We start from the raw sequence: 21781 nt of genomic DNA, 5'->3' as shown, positions 1-21781 counted from the left end.
TTTTTAAGATTAAATGTAAGTCTAGATTGAAAATGAAGAGAAGTCAATGATTTTTATAAAATAAAATAATTCTGACTATTAAGCTCGGAATTGTATCCGTTTTCAAAGTCAGGTTTTATTTAACATGTCTATTCTGTGATACAATCTAAATAATTACAGTTATTTAAGAAAGTAAACTGGAAAGTCAAAACTTCTAAACATAAAATCTATATTATTTCATTTTCTAAAAGAGTACATAATGAAATCCTCAGGAAGGAGCAGGACTTTTGAAAATTAAATTAAGTCACAAGAAAATTAAAGAAATGTGCGGTTCTGTCTCCTATAAAAGAGGCGAGTCTTTTTATCATTCCAATAAAGTAATCGTTGAAAAATATAGCCCCAATCGATGTGAAGCAACCGTAAAAGGGAAAGAGGATTTTCATGTCACGATTGATAAAGAGACAGATGGGAGCTTTAGCACGTCATGCAGCTGTCCGAAACTGGCGTCGTATAAAAATGATTGTCAGCATATTGCAGCCGTTTTATCACTGATTTACGATAAACAACGAAAACAGGAAGTATCAGGTGAAAATCCGAAACTGACTAAAGATCTGCTGACACTTTTTAATGATCAGTCTAAACGCTCAAGTGGTCATCAGCTTCACTTTGAAGATAGGGAAGTGCTGGATGTAGTGTTTACATGCAAACCATTCATGTTAGGAAAAGAGTTGCACATGCTGGGGCTGGAAATGGAAGTTAATTCTACTATTGTATGGGATGTCCGGGAGTTCCTGGAACAAGTTAAAGTGGGGAAACCAAGTGTACTTACTGATCGATTCACATATGATCCAAATCTTCATTGCTTTTCTAAAGAAACAAATGCCACCATTGGGCAGCTCATAAAAGTTGCGCACGATGAGAAAGTCTATATGGATGCATTACAGGATAAACCCAACTATATAAATGATCATAGCTTGTTCATTCCACCTTCTTCCTGGGAACAGCTCGCACCATTGCTTGAGCAAACTCCAATGGTGAAGCTGGAGTATGGTGGAAATACATTTGATGGTCTGATATTTTCAAACGAAACGCTCCCTTTACAGTTTTCCTTTGAAGCTGCAAACAACGGGCACGGGTATCAGTTGAAAGTCAAAGGTCTAAATCAGGTGGTTGTTTTAAATTCCTATCAATCTGTTCTCTCCGGCGGAAAAATACATGAGCTTGAAAATGAGGACTGTAAGCGTCTGTCAGATTTAAAGCAAATGTTAGAGGGTTCAAAAATAAATCAAGTACCAATTCCTAAGGAACAGCTGGATTATTTTTTGGATAATGTAGCAAAAGGCTTGAAAAAGTTAGGAGATGTTCAGCTGTCCGGGGAGATCTCCAAAAGTTTTATAAAAACCCCATTAATCGCTAAGCTATATTTGGATCGTGTGAACAATCGATTGCTTGCAGGACTCGAATTCCACTATGAAAATAGTCTGATAAATCCGTTGGAAAGTCAGGAATCCAAAGCGTATTCTAAGCTTATTAGAGATATGGAAAAGGAAGAAGAAATCCTTGAATTAATGGAGACTGGCTCTTTTGCTAAAACAGAGGGCGGGTACTTTTTGCATAATGAGGAGCTAGAGTATCAGTTTTTATATCATATCGTACCAAAGCTTCAGAAGCTTGTTCAAATCTATGCAACTACAGCAGTGAGGACCCGAATCCTGAAAAAAAGCATCTTTCCAAAGATACGTGTGAAAGTGAAAAAGGAACGAACCAATTGGCTGGAATTTAAATTTGAAATGGATGGTATTCCGGAAAAGCAGATCAAGGAAGTATTATTAGCTATTGAGGAAAAGCGCAAGTTTTACCGTTTGCAAAGTGGTTCGCTACTCTCCCTGGAGACAAGAGAATTTGAAGAGATCAGACGTTTCTTAAATGCTGTTCCAGCACAGGATGAGAATCTGGAAGAGGGATTGAATGTACCTATTGTAAGAGGGATCCGTCTGCTTGAAACAGTTAATGACCATAATTTACTCACGTTTGAGGAATCGTTTCGTCATTTTCTGGATAACATTCAACATCCGGATAAAATGGAGTTCGAAGTCCCCGGTAGTTTGGAGCACATACTGCGAGACTATCAAAAGCAGGGTTTTCAATGGATGAAAACACTTGCTGCTTATAAATTTGGCGGGATTTTAGCTGATGACATGGGACTTGGTAAGACACTGCAGAGTATTGCATTCATTCACTCAGAACTCAAAGATATCCGTAAAAGGAAGCTTCCCGTTCTCATCGTTTGTCCATCCTCATTGACATATAATTGGCTGAATGAAATCAAGAAATTCACACCGGATATACGAGCTGCCATAGTCGACGGAAATAAGACAGATCGGATTCATTTACAGAAGGAAGTAATGGGGATGGATGTTGTTATTACATCCTACCCATTACTGCGTAAAGATATAAAATGGTTTGAAAAGCAATATTTTCACACGGTATTTTTTGATGAGGCTCAAGTCTTCAAAAATCCCATTACACAAACAGCAAGGGCTGTGAAACGAATCGAAGCAGATTATCGGTTTGCGCTGACTGGAACCCCTGTTGAAAACGCACTTGAAGAGCTTTGGTCCATCTTCCACGTTGTTTTCCCTGAATTATTCCAGGGATTAAAGGAATATAGTAACCTGACACGGGATAAAATTGCAAGGAGAATTCGCCCATTTTTACTTCGGCGGTTAAAGAAGAATGTCCTTTCAGAGCTACCGGAAAAAATTGAGACTATGGAATCAGTAGAATTGCTTAAGGATCAAAAGGAGCTATATGCTGCCTATTTGGCAAAATTAAAATATGACACGTTAAAGCATTTGGATAAAGATACATTTCAGAAAAATAAAATCCGTATCCTTGCCGGGCTCACCCGATTACGGCAAATTTGCTGTCACCCGGCATTGTTTGTGGATGGCTATAAAGGAAGTTCAGCAAAATTTGAGCAGCTGCTGGAAATTATAGAAGAATCAAAGCTGTCCGGAAGAAGGGTGCTTATTTTCTCCCAGTTTACGGGAATGCTTGAAATTATCGGCAGAGAACTGACTATTCAAGGGGATAACTATTTTTATCTTGATGGACAAACTCCTTCAGAAGAGCGTGTGGAAATCTGTAATCGATTCAATGAAGGCGAACGTGATCTGTTTCTAATTTCCCTGAAGGCAGGTGGTACCGGACTTAATTTGACAGGCGCCGATACAGTTATTCTTTATGACCTCTGGTGGAATCCCGCGGTCGAGGAGCAAGCTGCTGATCGTGCACACCGTATTGGTCAGAAAAATGTTGTCCAGGTTATCAAACTTATCTCCCGTGGAACAATCGAAGGGAAAATAAATGAATTACAAGAGAAGAAGAGACATTTAATTGAAGAGATTATTGATCCGGCAGAGAAGGCAAATACTTCACTTAACGAAGAAGATATACGGGAAATATTAACGCTTGAATGAGGAAGTTATTCCAGGCAAAAATTAAACGGGCGTCCAAGCGGGGGTTTGCTGATAAAAAGCAGTTTTGGGCTGATAGAATCATCATTAGCGCTGATACAGTGACCGAAAGCGCTGATACACGGTGAGATCCCGCTGACCGCTGATACCATGAGCCAAACCGCTGATATACAGCCCAAACAACTTGCTTGAACGTAGTTTTTTCCGCTCAACGCTTTGACAGTATAAAATTTCCGCTGTATGAAGTATAATTAACGATAAGGCTTGAGTCATTAGTTCTTGGCAATAAGCCAAGCTTGTTTTTAAAAGGAAGGTAGTTATGTCAGAAGAAAATATTACTAGAATACATATGGATGGTAAGGAATTAATACTTATCGGGACGGCCCACGTTTCTAAACACAGTGCAGCACAGGTAAAGGAAGTTATTGAAGCAGAAAAGCCTGATTCAGTTTGCGTCGAATTGGATGAGCAAAGGTATCAATCCATCACGGAAGGCAGTAAGTGGAAGGATATGGATATCTTTAAGGTTATTAAAGAAAAGAAAGCTTCACTGCTTTTAATGAATCTTGCTATATCCTCTTTTCAAAAACGGATGGCGAAACAATTCAATATTAATCCAGGTCAGGAGATGATTCAGGGAATTGAATCTGCTAAAGAGGTTGATGCAGAGCTTGTCTTAGCTGACAGAAATATTCAAACCACCTTTTCCCGTATTTGGGGCGGGATTGGACTGAAGGGGAAAGCAATCCTTCTAATGCAGGTTATTGCGAGTATATTCAGTAAAGAAAGTATTTCTGAAGAAGAACTGGAAAAAATGAAATCACAGGACACGATTAACTCTATTCTAAATGAGTTCACAGAATCCTTTCCTAAATTAAAAGTTCCATTAATTGATGAACGTGATCAATATTTATCCCAGAAAATAAAAAAAGCTCCAGGGAATAAAGTGCTTGCTGTTTTAGGTGCAGCCCATGTTCCGGGAATTACTAAGGAGATAAAAAAAGATCATGATTTAAAGCGTTTATCTGAAATACCTCCTAAATCCAAGGTGCCGAAAATAATCGGCTGGTCTATCCCTGTCATCATTATTGCATTAATTGCATATACCTTTTATGCCAATCCATCTGCAGGACTCCAGCAGACAATCAGCTGGGTGATATGGAATGGATCAATGTCAGCAATTGGTGCAGCGATTGCCTTAGGGCATCCGCTAACTATACTGACGGCGTTTGTAGTTGCCCCAATAACCTCCTTAAATCCGCTGATAGCAGCTGGGTGGTTTGCCGGAATTACTCAAGCTTATATAAAACGGCCTAATGTAGGTGATTTTGAAAATCTTATGGAGGATGTTTTTAGTGTGAAGGGGTTTTGGAACAATAAAGTAACCCGCATCCTGCTTGTAGTTGTTTTGGCAAACTTAGGAAGCTCACTCGGAACATTTATTGGTGGAGCAGATGTCATTCGTTTGTTTATTGAAAATCTATAGTGAAGGAAATGAGGCCTCTCCTGCTGAGTGACAGTGGGCGGGGTTTTTTATTGCGAATAGTATGCCGAGAAGTTAGATGAGACTTGAGAGAAAATCGTAAATGTTGAGAGAAATCCGTATGAAGAAGTTGAGAGAAAGCTGCATGAAGTTGAGAGATAATTGTGCATTTCCTTGGTATCTCTCAACTTTGTCGTTGTGTGTCTCAACATTACTGCTTCATCTCTCAACTTTTTCGTTATATGTCTCAACTTTATGCCTGATCTCTCAACATTGCCATTACATCTCTCAACTATCCCCAAATTAAAAAGGCACGCTCTATTCCTACAAATTTTGCCTAAATAAAAAGAATCATCTTCCCATTTTCCGGAATTATGATTCTTATGTTTAACGCTGTATAATTGTTCTTTTTTCGTTTTTGTTTTCCGTGTTCTTAAATCAAACTGTGAGAAGGGACTACGACCAATTTCCGGATTCAGCTTTCCTTCCCGTACTAACTTTTCTCGTTGTTTTAGGGCTTTTGATTTCCCCATGAATATCACTCTCCATTTAATTGTTGGTTTCTATTATACACAGTTTCGGATAGATGTGAAGCAACCAGATGGCCATTTTCACAAAAGCAGAACTAAACTTCTAAAGTTATAGTTCTGTTATGGTACACTTTCCCCTTGGTAAAAACTTTCTCATATGAGAAATTTGCTAATCTTTTTCTATTCAGGATAGCTCGGAATATTACTAAAAAAACTATCCGGCATGATCAAGACTACTTCCGCATAACATGTATAAACCGCTACCTAGATGGAGGGAGTATTATGGATATACTAAACAAAGTGAGGAATTATAGAGAAGAAGAAAAACAGCTGACGTGGGAAGGTACTTTCTCGGATTATTTGGATGTTTTGAAACAGCGGCCCGAAGTTGCTCAAACTGCCCATTCCCGTATTTATAATATGATTAAAAGCTCTGGTTTAACAGAGAGAGATGGACAGAGGATGTATGATTTCTTTGGAGAAGAAATATTTGGGTTGGAGGATGCAATTGAAAGGCTTGTAGAGGAATACCTTCATCCAGCAGCCAAGCGACTGGATGTTCGTAAGCGGGTTTTACTATTAATGGGTCCTGTAAGTGGTGGGAAATCAACGATTGTAACCATGCTGAAACGTGGCCTCGAGAAATTTTCAAGAACGGATGATGGAGCAGTTTATGCGATTAAAGGCTGTCCAATGCATGAAGATCCGCTTCATCTCATTCCACAGCATTTACGTGAGGATTTTGCTGGAGAATATGGGATTCGGATTGAGGGAAGCTTGTCCCCACTTAATACAATGCGACTGGAGAAAGAATATGGGGGGCGTATTGAAGATGTTGAAGTTGAACGTATCTTTTTCTCGGAGGATAAACGTGTTGGAATTGGGACATTTACCCCTTCTGACCCAAAGTCACAGGATATTGCTGATTTGACGGGGAGTATAGACTTTTCAACCATTGCTGAATTCGGTTCGGAATCAGATCCTCGTGCATACCGGTTTGATGGAGAATTAAATAAAGCAAACCGCGGAATGATGGAATTTCAGGAAATGCTGAAATGTGATGAGAAGTTCCTTTGGCATCTGCTATCTTTGACACAGGAAGGGAATTTTAAGGCAGGAAGATTTGCGCTCATCAGTGCTGATGAGCTAATCGTGGCCCACACGAATGAAACAGAATACCGCTCTTTTATATCCAATAAAAAGAATGAAGCACTTCATTCAAGAATTATTGTTATGCCCATTCCTTATAATTTGCGAGTGAGTCAGGAAGAACGTATTTATGAAAAAATGATCAAGGAAAGTGATATGGCCCATGTTCATATTGCCCCACATGCACTTAGGGTTGCTGCTATATTTTCAATCCTGACAAGACTTGAGGATTCCAAAAAGCAAGGGATTGATAATGTTAAGAAGATGCGGCTTTACGATGGGGAAAGTGTCGAAGGCTATAACCAGATTGATGTGGATGAATTAAAGATGGAGTTTTCTGATGAAGGAATGCATGGAATTGATCCAAGGTATGTAATCAATCGAATTTCTTCGACTATTATTCGTAAAGAGGTTCCTGCCATTAATGCACTTGATGTACTAAGGTCATTAAAAGATGGGCTTGATCAGCATCCATCGATTTCACAGGAAGACAAGGAAAAGTATATGAATTATATTGCTGTTGCCAGAAGAGAATATGATGAAATTGCCAAGAAAGAAATACAAAAAGCATTTGTGTATTCCTATGAAGAATCCGCGAAAACGCTAATGGATAATTACCTTGATAATGTGGAGGCTTTTTGCAATAAAAATAAAATCAGGGATCCGCTTACTGGTGAAGAGATGAACCCGGATGAAAAGTTAATGCGTTCGATTGAGGAGCAAATAGGCATTTCGGAAAATGCAAAAAAAGCATTTAGAGAGGAAATCCTCATTCGTATATCTGCCTATGCTCGAAAAGGAAAACGCTTTGACTATAATTCGCATGAAAGATTAAGGGAAGCGATTCAAAAGAAACTTTTTGCAGATTTAAAAGATGTAGTTAAAATAACAACTTCGTCAAAAACACCAGATGAATCACAGCTTAAAAAGATTAATGAAGTGGTTGTAAGGCTGATTGATGAATATGGCTACAACTCTATTTCAGCAAACGAATTACTGCGTTATGTAGGAAGTTTACTCAACAGATAGATTTAAACTATAAAAAAACAAGACTGATCAGTACGTTAGTCTTGTTTTTTTTACCTAAAATTCAACATAATTGGCAATAACTTGTTTGTGGATGCATAAGATAAATAAAATAGAGGGTGTCAAATGTTAGGCATCTTCCAATAATAAATAGGTGGGGATGGAAATGCACGAAAAACAAGATAAAAGTTTTGTCGTCTCCAAGGAAAACTGGACCCTCCATCGTAAAGGTTATCAAGATCAGCAGCGCCATACTGACAAAGTAAAAGAAGCCATAAAAAATAACTTGCCGGATTTAATTAGTGAAGAAAATATAATCATGTCAAATGGGCGTGATATTATAAAAATACCAATCCGTTCTTTGGATGAATATAAAATCCGCTATAATCACAATAAGTCTAAACATGTGGGGCAAGGTGACGGAGATAGTGAAATAGGTGATGTTATCGCACGTGAACCAGGTCAGGGAAAGAAGGGACCTGGAAAAGGGGACCAGGCAGGTGATCAGCCTGGCGAAGATTATTATGAAGCAGATATCTCCATGGCTGAAATCGAGGAAATTCTATTTAAGGAGCTGGAGCTGCCGAACTTACAAAAAAAAGAGCAGGCTGAAATCACGACAGAAAAGGTTGAATTTAACGATGTCCGCAAAAAAGGGTTGATGGGCAATGTTGACAAGAAACGTACTATATTATCTGCATTAAAAAGAAATGCTACAAAAGGAAAACCGGGGATTACCCCGATTCATAATGATGATCTGCGTTTTAAGACATGGAATGATGTAGTAAAGCCTGAATCAAAAGCAGTTGTGCTGGCGATGATGGATACAAGTGGATCCATGGGAACTTTTGAAAAATATATGGCAAGAAGTTTCTTTTTCTGGATGACAAAGTTCCTCCGTACAAAATATGAAACGGTGGAAATTGCATTTATTGCCCACCACACAGAAGCCAAAGTTGTTACAGAGGACGACTTTTTCTATAAAGGAGAAAGTGGTGGAACAAGATGTTCGTCAGCCTATCTGAAAGCATTGGAGCTTGTTGATGAAAAATTCAATCCACATCGCTACAATATTTATCCGTTCCACTTTTCAGATGGGGAAAATATTTCATCAGATAATCAGAATTGTATTAAACTCGTCAATGAGCTAATGGATGTTTCCAGTATGTTTGGATATGGGGAAGTAAATGCATACAGCCGTTACTCCACATTAATGTCGGCATACAAAACGATAGACGATCCCAAGTTCAGACACTATATACTCAAAGAAAAACAGGATGTTTATCACGCAATGAAGAAGTTTTTTCAGAAAGAAGCGGCACTTGCCTAGTTTAAATAAGAGCGAAATCGCTATTTATGTTGATTTCGCTTTTTAGTTGTTGAATGTGGGTTGATGTTTCTGTTCTCGGGCTGATGCCTCATCTCCCCAACACAGTCCAATCACTTGCCATTTCTCAAGTAAGTTCAATTTTGTAAACTGCACGATCTGTGCTTACTATGAACCTTGTTCCATCAAATTCATAAAGTGAAGTATCCTCCAATGGAATTTCGTATAAGGCTGATGGTAGTGGCTCGAATTGATTGGCTGTTGTTTCTATTTTGCCATCCCCATTCAAATTCAGTGTGTGCATTGACTTGTAATCGTCAATAGTTCCCGCATCTGTGGAATAGGAAATTGTATTTAAATTGAGCAGTGTTTTATCAAGATCATCCATTTCATGTTTTGTAATTTTAACAGTTTGTCCATGCCATTGCTTTAGCTGCTCGTTAAATTCTTCTACGGATAAGAAATGTTGCTCCAAGATAATCCCTCCTACCATATAAACTTTCCTTGAGCGGTTGTAATCATACAGGGATTTGGCATGACACATAATGGGAATTTTTAATGGATAAGAGGTAACCGAATCATTCAGGCTAATTAATAAAAATTTTATCTCACTCCAAACTTGCCAAAGAAATCTTCTGTCTCACTTTTAACAACTTTGTATAAGAGTAGAAGGCCAATTAAGTTTGGAATCATCATTAAAGCATTTGCCATGTCAGCGAAAGCCCATACCGTGTTTAGACTCGCAATGGTACCAAGGAATGTTGCCCCGACGTAAATAATTCGATAAATACCAATGTATTTAAGGCCGAATAGATACTCAAAACATTTTACACCATATACATACCAACCCAGTATGGTTGAGAAACCGAAGAAAACCACCGAAATGGAAACAACATATTCACCAATAGCACCCAGGGATGCGCCAAACGCCGAGCTTGTTAAAGCACCTGCCTCCAGTGTTGCATCATGTGTAACACCGGAGAGTAGTCCACCAGTAGTATCCCAAAATCCAGTTACTATTAAAACAAGACCTGTCATCGTACAGACAATGATTGTTACAATAAATGTACCTGTCATTGCAACAAGTGCCTGTTTTACAGGGTGGTTGGTTTTTGCATTACCAGCGATTAATGCAATTGTACCAAGACCGGCTTCGTTTGAGAAAATCCCTTTTGATACCCCGTGGCGAATCGCTTCAGAAACAACAATACCCGAAAATCCTCCTACAGCAGAAATTGGATTAAAAGCATATTGAAAAATTAATGAAAAAGCTGGGATGATATTCTCATAATTAATCACAAGAATAACAAGAGAAGCACTAATATAAAGTATTGCCATAACTGGTACGAAAACACTGGCAACTGAACTTATCCGCTGCAGTCCACCAAAAATAATCAACGCCGTTAGAATAACCAGAATAATTCCTGTTACCAATCCGCTAATATTAAAGCTGTTTTCCATGACATCAGCTATCGTATTGGACTGTACGCTATTGCCAATACCAAGTGCAGCAAATGCAGCGAATCCCGCAAAAGCTACAGCGAGAAATTTCCATTTTGGGCCAATACCCCGTTCGATATAGTACATCGGCCCACTGGAATACTCACCGTCTTCATTTTTAACTCGGTATTTCATTGCAAGTAATGCCTCTGCATATTTCGTTGCCATTCCAAGCAACCCAACAATCCACATCCAAAAGATGGCACCAGGCCCGCCAAGTGTTACGGCTGTTGCAACACCAGCAATGTTACCGTTCCCAATCATTCCGGCAAGTGACGTCATTAATGCTTTAAAGTTACTTACATCACCCTCAGCATTTGGATCTTCGTCTTTGTCTTTAAAAAATGCTAATTTAAACGCATATGCCAATTTTTTAAATTGTAATCCTTTTAAAATAACTGTTAAAAATAGTCCTGTCCCAACTAATAATATTAACGTGGGTGTACCCCAAAGTAACTCGTTGATGTTTTCAAGAAACGTTAACATAATTTTTTTGTCCCCCTAAATTCCAATGTTTCAGGCATATATATCTATAAATATTACTGCAATGGACATCATTTACGATGCAACAGGAATATAAAAGAACGCTTACAATATCCGTATCAAATAAGGCATAAGAAATGAAAATATAACTCAACTATAGTTAATAATAATACTGAATCAGTTATTTGTACAGATAAATAACGTCAAATATCTGTTAATAGATGTTAAATGAATTGGATAAAAAAGATTATGGGGGGTGAATTAAATATAAATCAGGATTTTTTCACCTGATCAAATTCTCTGGTTCATCATTTTAAATCCTGACTCATACACTATAAAAAGTACATTTGGAGGGATCCTATTTGACGGAGACAAAAGCACTTTACCGTTCAATTGATGAAATTACGGAAATAGCTTCCGAGTTTGGTCTTGATTTTTATCCGATGCGTTATGAAATTTGCCCTGCTGATATTATTTATACATTTGGTGCATATGGTATGCCAACACGTTTTACTCATTGGAGCTTTGGAAAACAGTTTCATAAAATGAAGCTGCAATATGACTTGGGCCTGAGTCAAATTTATGAGCTTGTCATTAATTCTGATCCTTGTTATGCATTTCTGCTTGATACGAACAGCCTTATCCAGAATAAGCTAATCATTGCCCATGTACTTGCACATTGCGATTTTTTCAAAAATAATGTCCGCTTTTCAAATACAAGGCGTGATATGGTGGAAAGCATGACTGCAACAGCTGAGCGAATTGCTGACTATGAAACGATTCACGGCAAGGATGAGGTTGAAAGCTTTCTGGATGCTATCCTCTCGATCCAGGAACATATTGATCCATCTATTGTCAGACCTAAATTATCTTCATATGATTTAGAAGAAGAGGGTGAAGCGGACGACAAGCCTTCCATAAAAACACCTTATGATGATTTATGGAGTCTGGATGAAAAAAGGGTTGATAAGAGGTATAAGAAGAAAAGAAGAAAAAAGCTGCCACCAAAGCCTGAAAAAGATATTTTACTTTTCATTCAGGAATACAGTCGTGAGCTGGAGGACTGGCAACGTGATATTCTTACAATGATGCGGGAGGAAATGCTTTATTTCTGGCCACAGCTTGAGACGAAAATCATGAATGAAGGCTGGGCTTCATACTGGCATCAGCGAATATTAAGGGAAATGGATCTGACAACTGATGACACAATTGAATTCGCTAAATTGAATGCAGGTGTAGTACAACCATCTAAACAGCAGATCAATCCATATTATCTTGGGTTAAAGATTTTTGAAGACATTGAAGAACGATACAATAATCCCACTGAAGAAATGCAAAAATTCGGAGCTGAACCTGGATTAGGAAGAAAAAAGCTATTCGAAGTAAGAGAGATTGAATCAGATATTTCCTTTATCCGAAATTATTTAACCAAAGAACTGGTTCAGCAGGAAGATATGTACTTATTCGAAAAACAGGGAGAGTATTATCGCATTACGGATAAAGAATATGAAAACGTGAGAGATCAACTAATCTCCATGCGGGTTAATGGAGGATTTCCATATATAACTGTTGAAAATGGTGACTATTTGCGAAATGGGGAATTATATTTAGTCCATGGCTATGAAGGAACAGAGTTAGATATTAAGTACCTCGAAAGCGTTCTTCCATACATTTATCAATTGTGGGGCCGTACGGTGTATATGGAGACGGTTGTTGAGGAGAAGGATGTTATTTATTCATATGATGGAAAGAAGGTGCATCGCCGGAATTTATAACGGGGGACTGTTTAAGGTAAGTGGATTATTAATTGCCAAAAAGAGCTTGGAAAGTTTTAGTTAACTCTTCCAGGCTTTTTCCTATATCTTCTTAATTTCTGTGATAAATCATCAAATCAATGAGGAAAATGAGGAAGGTAAAATAAGTATTACAATTTTGTTAAAAATTTAAAAACTTATAGACATATCTCGTGATCGTGGTAAAATTTAAATAAGTAGATTAGAGGAGATAGTCTTATGAAACTTTGGATGAGAAAAATAACCGTTGTACTCGTTACAATTATGACATTGGGATTATATGTCCCGCCACTTTCATTAGATGTTGATGCAGATGAAAATAAAGATACGATTTCTTCAGATTCGGATAGCTATGAAGTTGCTTCTCCCCCTATTTCAGACATTAGGGAAGAAGAACTGGATTTTCCGCATGAGCTGGATGAAGACGACTATTTTATTCAAGTTATTACTGAAAAAGCAAAAGAACGGACGATTACAAAATTAGGGTCTAAAATTACTAACCAAATAGAAGATGATTTTCTTCATGATATTTTACTTAATATGGAGGAAGCTCTCCATACCATTTTAGCAGAATCCGGTAAAGTCCAATATTTCGGTATTACAGAACATCCATCCAAGGGATTGGGAGAAAAGATTTTTAATATTTATGATTACCGGACACATAAAGATGTTGCCAGATTCCATGTTCGACGAGATAATCGGCCGTTGGAAGGATACTGGTTTAATTTTCACTATCATTTGAGCAATGATAGCTTTGAAGAACATCATGAAATTGGCGAAATTTACTGGAATAAAAACATACCACCCAAATGGATGGCTTAAAATTATAGTAAACATCCACTGAAAATAAAAAATGCCAGCTTCCTATTTGGAGTGGCTGGCATTTTTTGCCTATTTCAATCCAGTGCTTTTTCATTTCCACCATGATCCCGAAATAGCACTACAACCTATTTATCCAGTTCCTCCAATAGCGCACCAATCTCTTTTTCATTAATAACTTGGTCCGCATAATAATCAAATTCTGTTTGCTCCATGTTTACAATAACTAATTTTGCTCCATTATCCTTTGCAATTAATGGAAACTGATTTGCAGGAGTAACACTTAAAGATGACCCCAAAACGATAAACAAATCTGCTTTTTCTGTCTCTGCAAGTGCAGATTGAAATGCGTCTCGAGGCAGTGTTTCACCAAATAAAATAATGGAAGGGCGCAAAATACCGCCACAGCTGCAATAATATTCCTGGTTTATATATTCCTCACTGCTGTATACTTTTCCACAAGACTGACAATGCAGTTTTTGTAATGTCCCGTGCAGCTCTGCAACTTGCTTGCTGCCAGCCTGCTGATGAAAACCATCCACATTTTGTGTAATGATCGATTGGATCTTCCCACGTTTCTCCCAATCTGCCAGTATATAATGTCCCTTATGTGGCTTATATTCTTTCACACCGAGTACCCGTTCACGATAAAAATCAATGAATTCACTTACATTATCATTCAATGCCTCGGTACTGGCAATTTTGCTTGGGTCTTTTTGTTTCCACAATCCCTTTGAGGATCGAAAATCAGGTAAACCGCTCTCCGTAGACATGCCTGCCCCAGTAAAAACCACTGTGTAATTAGATTCATTGAGCCATTTTTTAAGCAATTTTATCTCTCCCTTATTTTAAGTATACATGAATAGTTTCATTTCTATTAGCAATAATAAAACATTAGAAAACTTGGCTTATGACCAAGCCTTTTTAGTTACACTTATACTGATTTCCTAAAAAACACTTTCCTATCAGTTTGACATATTGTCACCGAATCCATTGACAAAGTGACATGTTGTCATTTATTATAAATATATAGGGAAATGACATCATGTCACTTCAGAGGAATATGGGGGAAAGAACTTGCCGAAACAGACTTTTTTTAATTTACCTGATGACAAAAGACAAACATTGATACTTGCTGCTGAGAAGGAGTTTTCCAGAGTACCTCTATTTGAAGCATCCATTTCGAATATCGTAAAAACAGCAGGGATCCCACGTGGAAGCTTCTATCAATACTTTGAAGATAAGGAAGATGCCTATCTATTTTTACTGAATCAGCAAGCAAAAGCAAGACAGGGAAACTTCATTGCACTTTTGTCAAAAAATGATGGCAATTTGTTTGATGCAATAACGGAAATGTATCGATTGATATTACTCGAAATACCCACACAGGAAAATCTCGAGTTTTTAAAAAATGCATTCTTAAATATGACTCACAAAATAGAAAACATATTTACAAAAATCTTCAGTGTGAATGAAAGCAGTGAAAAATTAAGGGAAATAAGCTCGATGATCAATAAAGAGAATTTGAATATTTCGGATGAAGATGATTTAACTCATGTAATACAAATTATTATGTCTGTTACCTTTCATAATCTGGTGGAGAAATTTGCCAAGGAATTAACCTATGAGCAGGCAATGAGCAATTTTAAAATCGAAATGAATCTTTTGAAAAACGGACTTTGCAAGCAAGGAATTTAGTGGTAAAAATTACTTAATGAAAATGGGGTATGATAAATGAAAGTAAAAGTTTATGGAGCACCATGTTCATCGACAAGGAAGGCCAAAGAGTGGTTATCGAAACATGGGATTTCCTATGTGGAAAGAAATATTTTAAAAGAACCGCTAACAGTAAATGAGCTTCAGCAAATTCTTCGGATGACATTGGAAGGAACAGATGAAATTATGTCAACAAGATCCAAAATTTATAAAGAGCTTGATTTGGATATAGATTCACTTCCATTGCAGGAACTGCTTGAATTATTTCATAAACATCCTGGATTACTGCGAAGTCCGATTATTATGGATGAAAAAAGAATTCAAGTTGGTTATCATGAAGATGATATCCGTCAATTTCTGCCAAGAAAAACACGTCAGCATCAATGGCTGGAGTGGAGATTGAATTATCTCAGATTGGCCGAAAGTTAGGAATTCATTTAAAAAAGGCAGATTCAACTGGAGGTTTTACATGTATTTGCTAGCGGAGCAGCCGTATATTAAAGTGCAACGGGAAGTAAATAGCATCGAACAGATAAACATTGAACATCAACGTATGATTTACTTGTATGATGAAAAAATTGTCACACAAAACCGTGAATTTCCTATTGAAGATGTAATGGATATATCTTATCGGTTCATTGGAGCTTCAGGAGGCCTTCTTTACCTGCACACAAGTAAAGGGGTTTTTTCCTATACTGTGAAAACCTCACCGGAGCAATTTGTAAAAGTATATAAGGATCATATGAAATGAAACCTCATTTAGTGGGGTTTTTTCTTTGTTTATGGAGTAGATCAATTTATTGATGAACCTGCATATTGGAAGAGGGGGATTGGAACGTTGCTTGGAATAACCCAAACATATGAAAAAAATGCAATTATGAAGACGCTAACATTTGTTGCATTTTGACTATTAAAGTGATATTCTAAGAGTAGAAATTTTATATCGATCACATGTTACTGACTAGATTAGGCATGATGGTAAAATGAAATGCTTACCCAAGCACTTCTTATACCGTCATGTCTTTTTTGTGTTGTATCATCTTTGATTGATATAAAGTAAATAGTTACAAATACTATCATGAAAAACAAACAAGGAGAGATAAATATGGCTTTAAATTTGTTTAAGAAAAAGAAACAACCTGCAAGCATTGAGATCGTTGCACCAGTTAATGGAGATATTATCCCACTAGAGGAAGTGCCTGATCCGGTTTTCAATCAAAAAATGATGGGAGAGGGTATCGCGATCACGCCTTCAGATGGTCATTTCCTGTCCCCGGTCAATGGGAAAATTATTCAGGTTCCTGATACAAAGCATGCAGTTGGTATCCTTGCCGAAGATGGCAGTGAGATTCTGATTCATATCGGACTGGAAACGGTAGCACTTAAAGGAGAGGGATTCGAAGCAAAAGTGAAGGAGGGGGATGAAGTTTCTGTTGGACAAGTGTTAATTGAGGCGGACCTGGAATATATCCGTGATCATGCAGACACTGTTACTCCGATCATTATCACGAATAGCCAAAACAATGGTAAGGAATATAGAATGACAGACGCGAAGATTGGTACTGCTGGAGAAACAGTGATTATAACTTCTACTGAAGCGTAGTTGAAGAAAAACTGAATGGATAGAAATACGGTAACAATAAGGAAGTGACTTCAGGTGAGAATAACAAAAATCCTGAACAACAATGCCGTTGTGGTCATGGATGGTGATGAGGAGAAAATTGCCATTGGGGCTGGTGTCGGCTACGAAAAAAAGAATAAGGATATCGTTAACAAAGTAAAAATAGAGAAGCTATTTGTATCAAAAGAGAGTGAAAAGCTGCAGCAGTTGCTTTTACGTATACCGGAAGAACATTTTATGATCACAGAGGAAATTATTGCTTATGCAGAGGAAAACCTTGGTACAAAGCTGAATGACCATATTCGTATTGCGTTAACAGATCATATTTCATTTGCAATTGATAGAGAAAAACAAGGTATTCATATAAAGAATAAATTACTTCCGGAAATAAAGGTACTTTATAAGAAGGAATTTGATATAGGTCTTTGGGCTATCCAGCATATAGAAAATAAATTTAATATGAGGATACCGATAGATGAAGCGGCTTTTATTGCTCTCCATGTTCACGCCATGAAAATTCAAGGTGGTGATCTCCATGAGATTGTAAGACAGACATCTGTTTTAAAAAATATGGTACAGACAATCAATCAAAAGCTATCAATCAAAGTCGAATCAGATGATATTGCTTATGAGCGTTTGATTCACCATTTGCGATTTGCCATGATCCGTTTAAAGGATAATGAACATCACACAATGGATGATGAAATGTTCCAAATGATTAAGCGGAAATTTCCGATTGCTTATGATTGTGCTGCAAGTGTAGCACAAGAGCTATCCGCTAAGCATGATATTCATTTGCCGGAAGATGAACTCGGATATATTACGCTTCATATTGAAAGATTAAGAAACAAGTAAAGTAGATCGATCACGTTTTGCTTTGCTAAGTATGATAACGATTTCAGGGTTAAAAAGAAACGGAGGAATTTTAGAGATGAAAATTTTTTTTCAAAGGTTGGGTCGATCTATCATGTTGCCGGTTGCAGTTCTACCTGCAGCGGCAATATTAGCTGGTATTGGAAACTGGATTCTTGGATTTTCTGAGGGGAATATTGCTGGTACGTTTTTATTAAATGCTGGTACATCCATACTTGATAACCTAGCCGTCTTATTTGCTGTAGGTATAGCAATTGGTTTGTCTAAAGATAAGCATGGTGCAGCGGCACTAAGTGGGTTAGTCGGATTTTTAGTTCTCACTTCTTTGATATCTGTTGGTTCAGTTGCTGGACTTAAAGGAATTGATCCATCAGAGGTCAATGCTGCCTTTGAAGGTATTGAGGGAAATGTGTTCATGGGGATTTTTGCCGGGGTCATTTCCTCGATAATGTACAATCGTTTCAGTAATGCCAAGTTGCCAGATGCTCTAGCATTCTTTAGTGGTAAACGACTTGCCCCAATTATGTCAGCAGCTGCAATGGTAGTTGGCGCTGCTGTAATGATATTCGTTTGGCCAATTGTTTATTCTTGGCTTGTTACGTTTGGTACATCAATCAGTGACTTGGGAGCAATTGGTGCAGGGTTATACGGTTTCTTCAACCGCCTTTTAATTCCAACTGGTTTGCACCACGCATTGAACTCGGTATTCTGGTTTGACACGATTGGAATAAATGATATAGGTAAATTCCTTGCAGGTAGTGCTGGGGATGGCATTAAGGGAATAACAGGCCGTTACCAAGCAGGGTTTTTCCCAATCATGATGTTTGGTTTACCTGCAGCAGCTTTAGCTATGTATCACACAGCTAAAACAAGTCGTAAAAAAACAGCTGCATCATTAATGTTAGCAGCCGCAGTTGCTTCTTTCCTAACTGGTGTAACAGAACCACTTGAATTTTCATTTATGTTTTTAGCGCCAGCATTGTATGTAGTGCATGCATTGCTTACCGGTTTATCATTGTTTATCGCAGCATTTTTCGAATGGACATCTGGTTTTGGCTTTAGTGCAGGGTTTGTCGATTACACATTGAGTTTCGTAAATCCACTTGCAAACCAACCATATATGCTTCTTGTGCAAGGACTTGTATTTGCTATTATTTACTACTTCTTGTTCCGCTTTCTAATTGTCAAATTTGACCTAAAAACACCAGGAAGAGAAGATAAACTTGAAGGTGTAAAAGAGGAAGAAGAAAACGAAAGTGAAAATAATAACCAAGAAGATAAATTTGCTGTCATGGGAGCTCAAATTTACGATGGACTTGGCGGGGATGAAAATGTCACAGCTGTTGATCATTGTACAACCCGACTTCGAGTAGAAGTTAAAGATATGGATAAAGTAGATCAGAACAAAATTAAGGCTACCAATGTTCCAGGAATCAATATCGTTGGAAAGCATAGTATCCAGGTTATTGTTGGAACAAGCGTTCAATTTGTTGCAGATGAAGTGAACAAACTACGAAAATAATGTGGCAAATATATTTGATGATTCAGAGGGGAGTATTCAAATGAAACGGATCTTAGATTGTACGGCTTCAGATTTTCAAAACATGAATGGACAGAAATTAAAACAATCCATTCGAGCGTCAGAAGGAAGGGTCATGTTATCAGAGGTGATGACCGCTGTCGCACCATTATATCCAAGTATCTCCAATGCCGAACTTGCAGCTGCATTTGGTGCCGATTTGTTGTTACTCAACCTATTCGATGTTTTCAATCCGATTGTTGAGGGATATGAATGTGATGAAGATCAATCGATTATACAAAAAGTAAAAGAACTGACGGGACGTCCTGTAGGTCTGAATTTGGAGCCGGTTGATATCCGCGCACAGGAAATTGAAAAACTGGATAAGGTTGCAAAGGGGCGCATGGCTACGGAAACATCGTTGAAAAGGGCAAAAGAATTAGGGTTTGATTTTGTCTGTTTAACGGGCAATCCCAAAACCGGTGTAACAAACGATGAAATTGTTACAGCGATAAAGCTGACTCGAAAAGTATTTGGCGAAGAAGGTCTGATTATTGCCGGTAAGATGCATGGCGCCGGTGTAGCAGATGAAACGGGTAGTAGTATTATTTCAGAATCTGCACTAACCAGCTTTATCAAAGCAGGTGCGGACATTATCCTCATGCCTGCCCCTGGTACGGTTCCAGGAATTACACTGGAAACAAGTGAAAAATATGTGCGCTTTGTACATTCGAAAGGTGCATTAGCCATGCTAACGATCGGCACCAGTCAAGAAGGTGCTGATGAAGCGACAATCAGGCAGATTGCACTGAACAGTAAAATGGCAGGTGCGGATATTTATCATATTGGTGATACAGGCTTTTATGGCATTGCCGTACCGGAGAATATCATGACCTATTCGATCGCAATAAGAGGAAGACGTCATACGTATGTAAGGATGGCATCATCGGTGAATCGATAAAGAAAGCATTTCAAATTTTTATTTGTGAATGAAGGCTATATAACCGAATAAAGAATGATAGTACAGACAGCCGAGAACAACGCATTGTTGCTCTCGGCTGTTTTTTCAATCACCTGATCTATCTCTACTACTATTTCCTAACTGCAATGCTGAGTTATTAATGATTTCACGAAAAATACCCTCTCTATACTTCTACTTAATAACATCTCCTATATCCTAAACTTAAACGACCACCTGGTAGCAGGTGGTCGTTTTAATAAATCTTTTATCTTTAATTCGCTTTTCTTAATTGTTCCTGTCGTTCTTTTCTTTTCGCTGATGGCATTCTAAATGGTGCAATGACCAGTGCCACAATCAGGAATATTCCGAGAAATCCGATGAGTGGATAGAAGAAAGCAACAAGATCTGTAAATCCAACAAAGCTTAAACTCAAAGCAATTACAATGGATGCGGTTGTGAAAAGCTTTTGTTTTTTTGTGCCAACTTCGGTGAAACGTGCACCGAATGAGTAGGACATGCTTACAGCTGTATTGAAAATCATACCAAACAAGATGATGGAATAGATGACTCCCAGGATTGGTGATATTTCATCCACAATTTTCAGCATTGGCATGTCAAAGCTTGCAACGACATCGACATTTGAGAATATGGCCAGATGGCTTAATACAATCAGTACTCCAATTCCCAGTCCACCAACAAGTCCGCCAAGTGAAGCAACTCTTTCGTCTTCCTCTGCACCACCCATTAGAAGGGCCATGGATGCCCCTAGAGCTATATTAAATGAAACATAGTTAATCGCCGATAGCACCCAGTTTGAAAGTGCAGGAGTTGACTCCTGAGCAACCGGGTTTAATACTGCGGAAGAATTATCCATAGCCAGGATACTGTAAATGGATACAAGGATAACTGCCAGTATCAGGAACGGTGTAATGCTTCCAATTACGGCCACGACCCGATCCACATTCAGCATCATTGTAACGATGACAAGGGCACTCATAAGAACAATTCCCACAACTGACGGAAGATCAAATTGCTGACTGAAAATTGAACCCGCACCTGCTATCATAACAACACCTGTACCAAATAAGGTAAAGACGATGATGGCATCAACGATAACCCCGAGATATTTCCCGTTGACTTTATAGATAGCTTCTTTATGCGAGGTTGCCCGCATGCGACTTCCAAGCTTTGTTAACATCATACCCAGATATGCAAATAAAACGGTAGAAATGATGGCTCCAATAGTTCCAATATATCCGAAGCTTGTAAAATACTACAGAATTTCCTGTCCGGAAGCAAAGCCTGCTCCCACGATAATTCCAATAAATGCGCTGCCCATTGTTAAGATTTTCTTCATGATGACCTCCATATTTGCTGTTTGTCTCCCAAGTTGTCCTTGCTTGCCGATGTTTAACGACTCTTGCCCGGATTATCCGTTAGAAACTAGAGTCTATACTCTTAGTTAAGTAAACGCTTTCAAATATTCATAATTTCATTAAATAAAACAATGTAGAAAAGTATAC

The 21781-nt window shown here is 38.1% G+C and carries 16 protein-coding genes and 2 pseudogenes; 13 read left to right on the top strand and 5 right to left on the bottom strand.

All coding sequences use genetic code 11. The features are described 5' to 3' along the window. Positions 1-266: 266 nt before the first annotated feature. Both CIL05_RS03080 and CIL05_RS03075 read left to right on the top strand, forming a co-directional pair. The gene (locus CIL05_RS03080) at positions 267-3461 is read left to right on the top strand and encodes a DEAD/DEAH box helicase (protein WP_095654025.1); all 3195 of its coding nucleotides are present in this window, start codon (positions 267-269) and stop codon (positions 3459-3461) included. Positions 3462-3777: 316 nt separating this feature from the next. Then, on the top strand, positions 3778-4944 hold the full coding sequence (locus CIL05_RS03075; RefSeq protein ID WP_095654024.1) for a TraB/GumN family protein: 1167 nt from the start codon (positions 3778-3780) through the stop codon (positions 4942-4944). Between the two features lie 335 nt (positions 4945-5279). Here the strand turns inward: CIL05_RS03075 and brfA are convergent. Continuing rightward, positions 5280-5474: pseudogene (brfA, locus tag CIL05_RS22400) on the bottom strand (ribosome rescue factor BrfA); the annotation flags it as partial. A gap of 279 nt (positions 5475-5753) precedes the next feature. Here brfA and CIL05_RS03065 point away from each other — a divergent pair. After that, positions 5754-7649 (top strand): PrkA family serine protein kinase, encoded by a 1896-nt coding sequence (locus tag CIL05_RS03065; RefSeq protein ID WP_095654022.1) that lies wholly within the window; start codon positions 5754-5756, stop codon positions 7647-7649. A 163-nt stretch (positions 7650-7812) separates the two neighbouring features. Further along, positions 7813-8976 (top strand): sporulation protein YhbH, encoded by a 1164-nt coding sequence (gene yhbH / locus CIL05_RS03060; RefSeq protein ID WP_095654021.1) that lies wholly within the window; start codon positions 7813-7815, stop codon positions 8974-8976. A 124-nt stretch (positions 8977-9100) separates the two neighbouring features. Here the strand turns inward: yhbH and ymzB are convergent, their stop codons facing one another. Beyond that, on the bottom strand, positions 9101-9448 hold the full coding sequence (gene ymzB, locus CIL05_RS03055) for a protein YmzB (protein WP_095654020.1): 348 nt from the start codon (positions 9446-9448) through the stop codon (positions 9101-9103). A 128-nt stretch (positions 9449-9576) separates the two neighbouring features. Further along, positions 9577-10959, bottom strand: a complete 1383-nt coding sequence (locus CIL05_RS03050) for an alanine/glycine:cation symporter family protein (protein WP_095654019.1) — start codon at positions 10957-10959, stop codon at positions 9577-9579. A 359-nt stretch (positions 10960-11318) separates the two neighbouring features. Between CIL05_RS03050 and CIL05_RS03045 the strand changes: the two genes are divergently transcribed. Continuing rightward, positions 11319-12731, top strand: a complete 1413-nt coding sequence (locus tag CIL05_RS03045; protein ID WP_095654018.1) for a SpoVR family protein — start codon at positions 11319-11321, stop codon at positions 12729-12731. Between the two features lie 237 nt (positions 12732-12968). Further along, a complete protein-coding gene (locus tag CIL05_RS03040) occupies positions 12969-13571 on the top strand; it encodes a YpjP family protein (RefSeq protein WP_095654017.1) in 603 nt (200 codons plus the stop codon). Between the two features lie 125 nt (positions 13572-13696). Here the strand turns inward: CIL05_RS03040 and CIL05_RS03035 are convergent, their stop codons facing one another. After that, positions 13697-14398, bottom strand: a complete 702-nt coding sequence (locus tag CIL05_RS03035) for an NAD-dependent protein deacylase (RefSeq protein ID WP_095654016.1) — start codon at positions 14396-14398, stop codon at positions 13697-13699. Positions 14399-14645: 247 nt separating this feature from the next. Between CIL05_RS03035 and CIL05_RS03030 the strand changes: the two genes are divergently transcribed. The 7 genes from CIL05_RS03030 (at position 14646) to CIL05_RS03000 (ending at position 20258) form a co-directional block, all read left to right on the top strand. Continuing rightward, a complete protein-coding gene (locus tag CIL05_RS03030; RefSeq protein WP_095654015.1) occupies positions 14646-15266 on the top strand; it encodes a TetR/AcrR family transcriptional regulator in 621 nt (206 codons plus the stop codon). Positions 15267-15302: 36 nt separating this feature from the next. Continuing rightward, entirely contained in the window at positions 15303-15713 is a 411-nt protein-coding gene (gene spx, locus CIL05_RS03025) for a transcriptional regulator Spx (protein WP_095654014.1), read from the top strand. Positions 15714-15753: 40 nt separating this feature from the next. After that, positions 15754-16035: a hypothetical protein gene (locus CIL05_RS03020; protein ID WP_095654013.1), complete on the top strand. Its 282-nt coding sequence runs from the start codon at positions 15754-15756 to the stop codon at positions 16033-16035. 354 nt (positions 16036-16389) lie between these two features. After that, positions 16390-16887 carry a PTS sugar transporter subunit IIA gene (locus CIL05_RS03015; protein WP_095654012.1) on the top strand — a complete coding sequence of 166 codons (498 nt, stop codon included), beginning with the start codon at positions 16390-16392 and terminating at the stop codon, positions 16885-16887. A gap of 54 nt (positions 16888-16941) precedes the next feature. Next, positions 16942-17760 (top strand): PRD domain-containing protein, encoded by an 819-nt coding sequence (locus tag CIL05_RS03010; RefSeq protein WP_095654011.1) that lies wholly within the window; start codon positions 16942-16944, stop codon positions 17758-17760. 76 nt (positions 17761-17836) lie between these two features. Beyond that, a complete protein-coding gene (gene nagE, locus CIL05_RS03005) occupies positions 17837-19300 on the top strand; it encodes an N-acetylglucosamine-specific PTS transporter subunit IIBC (RefSeq protein WP_095654010.1) in 1464 nt (487 codons plus the stop codon). Positions 19301-19340: 40 nt separating this feature from the next. After that, positions 19341-20258, top strand: coding sequence for a DUF7916 family protein (locus CIL05_RS03000; protein WP_095654009.1), 918 nt, complete (start codon positions 19341-19343; stop codon positions 20256-20258). Between the two features lie 271 nt (positions 20259-20529). Here the strand turns inward: CIL05_RS03000 and CIL05_RS02995 are convergent. After that, a pseudogene (locus CIL05_RS02995) lies at positions 20530-21615 on the bottom strand (YkvI family membrane protein). Between the last annotated feature and the right edge of the window lie 166 nt (positions 21616-21781).

The sequence above is a fragment of the Virgibacillus profundi genome (genome assembly GCF_002287375.1).
In the GTDB taxonomy this organism is placed as follows: Bacteria; Bacillota; Bacilli; order Bacillales; family Amphibacillaceae; genus Virgibacillus_K; species Virgibacillus_K profundi.
The sequence above is the reverse complement of the archived record's forward strand: the minus strand, read 5'-3'. Positions and strand labels throughout refer to the sequence as shown.

What these genes read in the sequence shown, in the direction of transcription:
- CIL05_RS03075 (WP_095654024.1), top strand. Translation starts at nt 3,778, where the DNA reads ATGTCAGAAGAAAATATTACTAGAATACATATGGATGGTAAGGAATTA.
- CIL05_RS03065 (WP_095654022.1), top strand. Translation starts at nt 5,754, where the DNA reads ATGGATATACTAAACAAAGTGAGGAATTATAGAGAAGAAGAAAAACAG.
- yhbH (WP_095654021.1), top strand. Translation starts at nt 7,813, where the DNA reads ATGCACGAAAAACAAGATAAAAGTTTTGTCGTCTCCAAGGAAAACTGG.
- CIL05_RS03050 (WP_095654019.1), bottom strand. Translation starts at nt 10,959, where the DNA reads ATGTTAACGTTTCTTGAAAACATCAACGAGTTACTTTGGGGTACACCC.
- CIL05_RS03040 (WP_095654017.1), top strand. Translation starts at nt 12,969, where the DNA reads ATGAAACTTTGGATGAGAAAAATAACCGTTGTACTCGTTACAATTATG.
- spx (WP_095654014.1), top strand. Translation starts at nt 15,303, where the DNA reads ATGAAAGTAAAAGTTTATGGAGCACCATGTTCATCGACAAGGAAGGCC.
- CIL05_RS03020 (WP_095654013.1), top strand. Translation starts at nt 15,754, where the DNA reads ATGTATTTGCTAGCGGAGCAGCCGTATATTAAAGTGCAACGGGAAGTA.
- CIL05_RS03015 (WP_095654012.1), top strand. Translation starts at nt 16,390, where the DNA reads ATGGCTTTAAATTTGTTTAAGAAAAAGAAACAACCTGCAAGCATTGAG.
- nagE (WP_095654010.1), top strand. Translation starts at nt 17,837, where the DNA reads ATGAAAATTTTTTTTCAAAGGTTGGGTCGATCTATCATGTTGCCGGTT.
- CIL05_RS03000 (WP_095654009.1), top strand. Translation starts at nt 19,341, where the DNA reads ATGAAACGGATCTTAGATTGTACGGCTTCAGATTTTCAAAACATGAAT.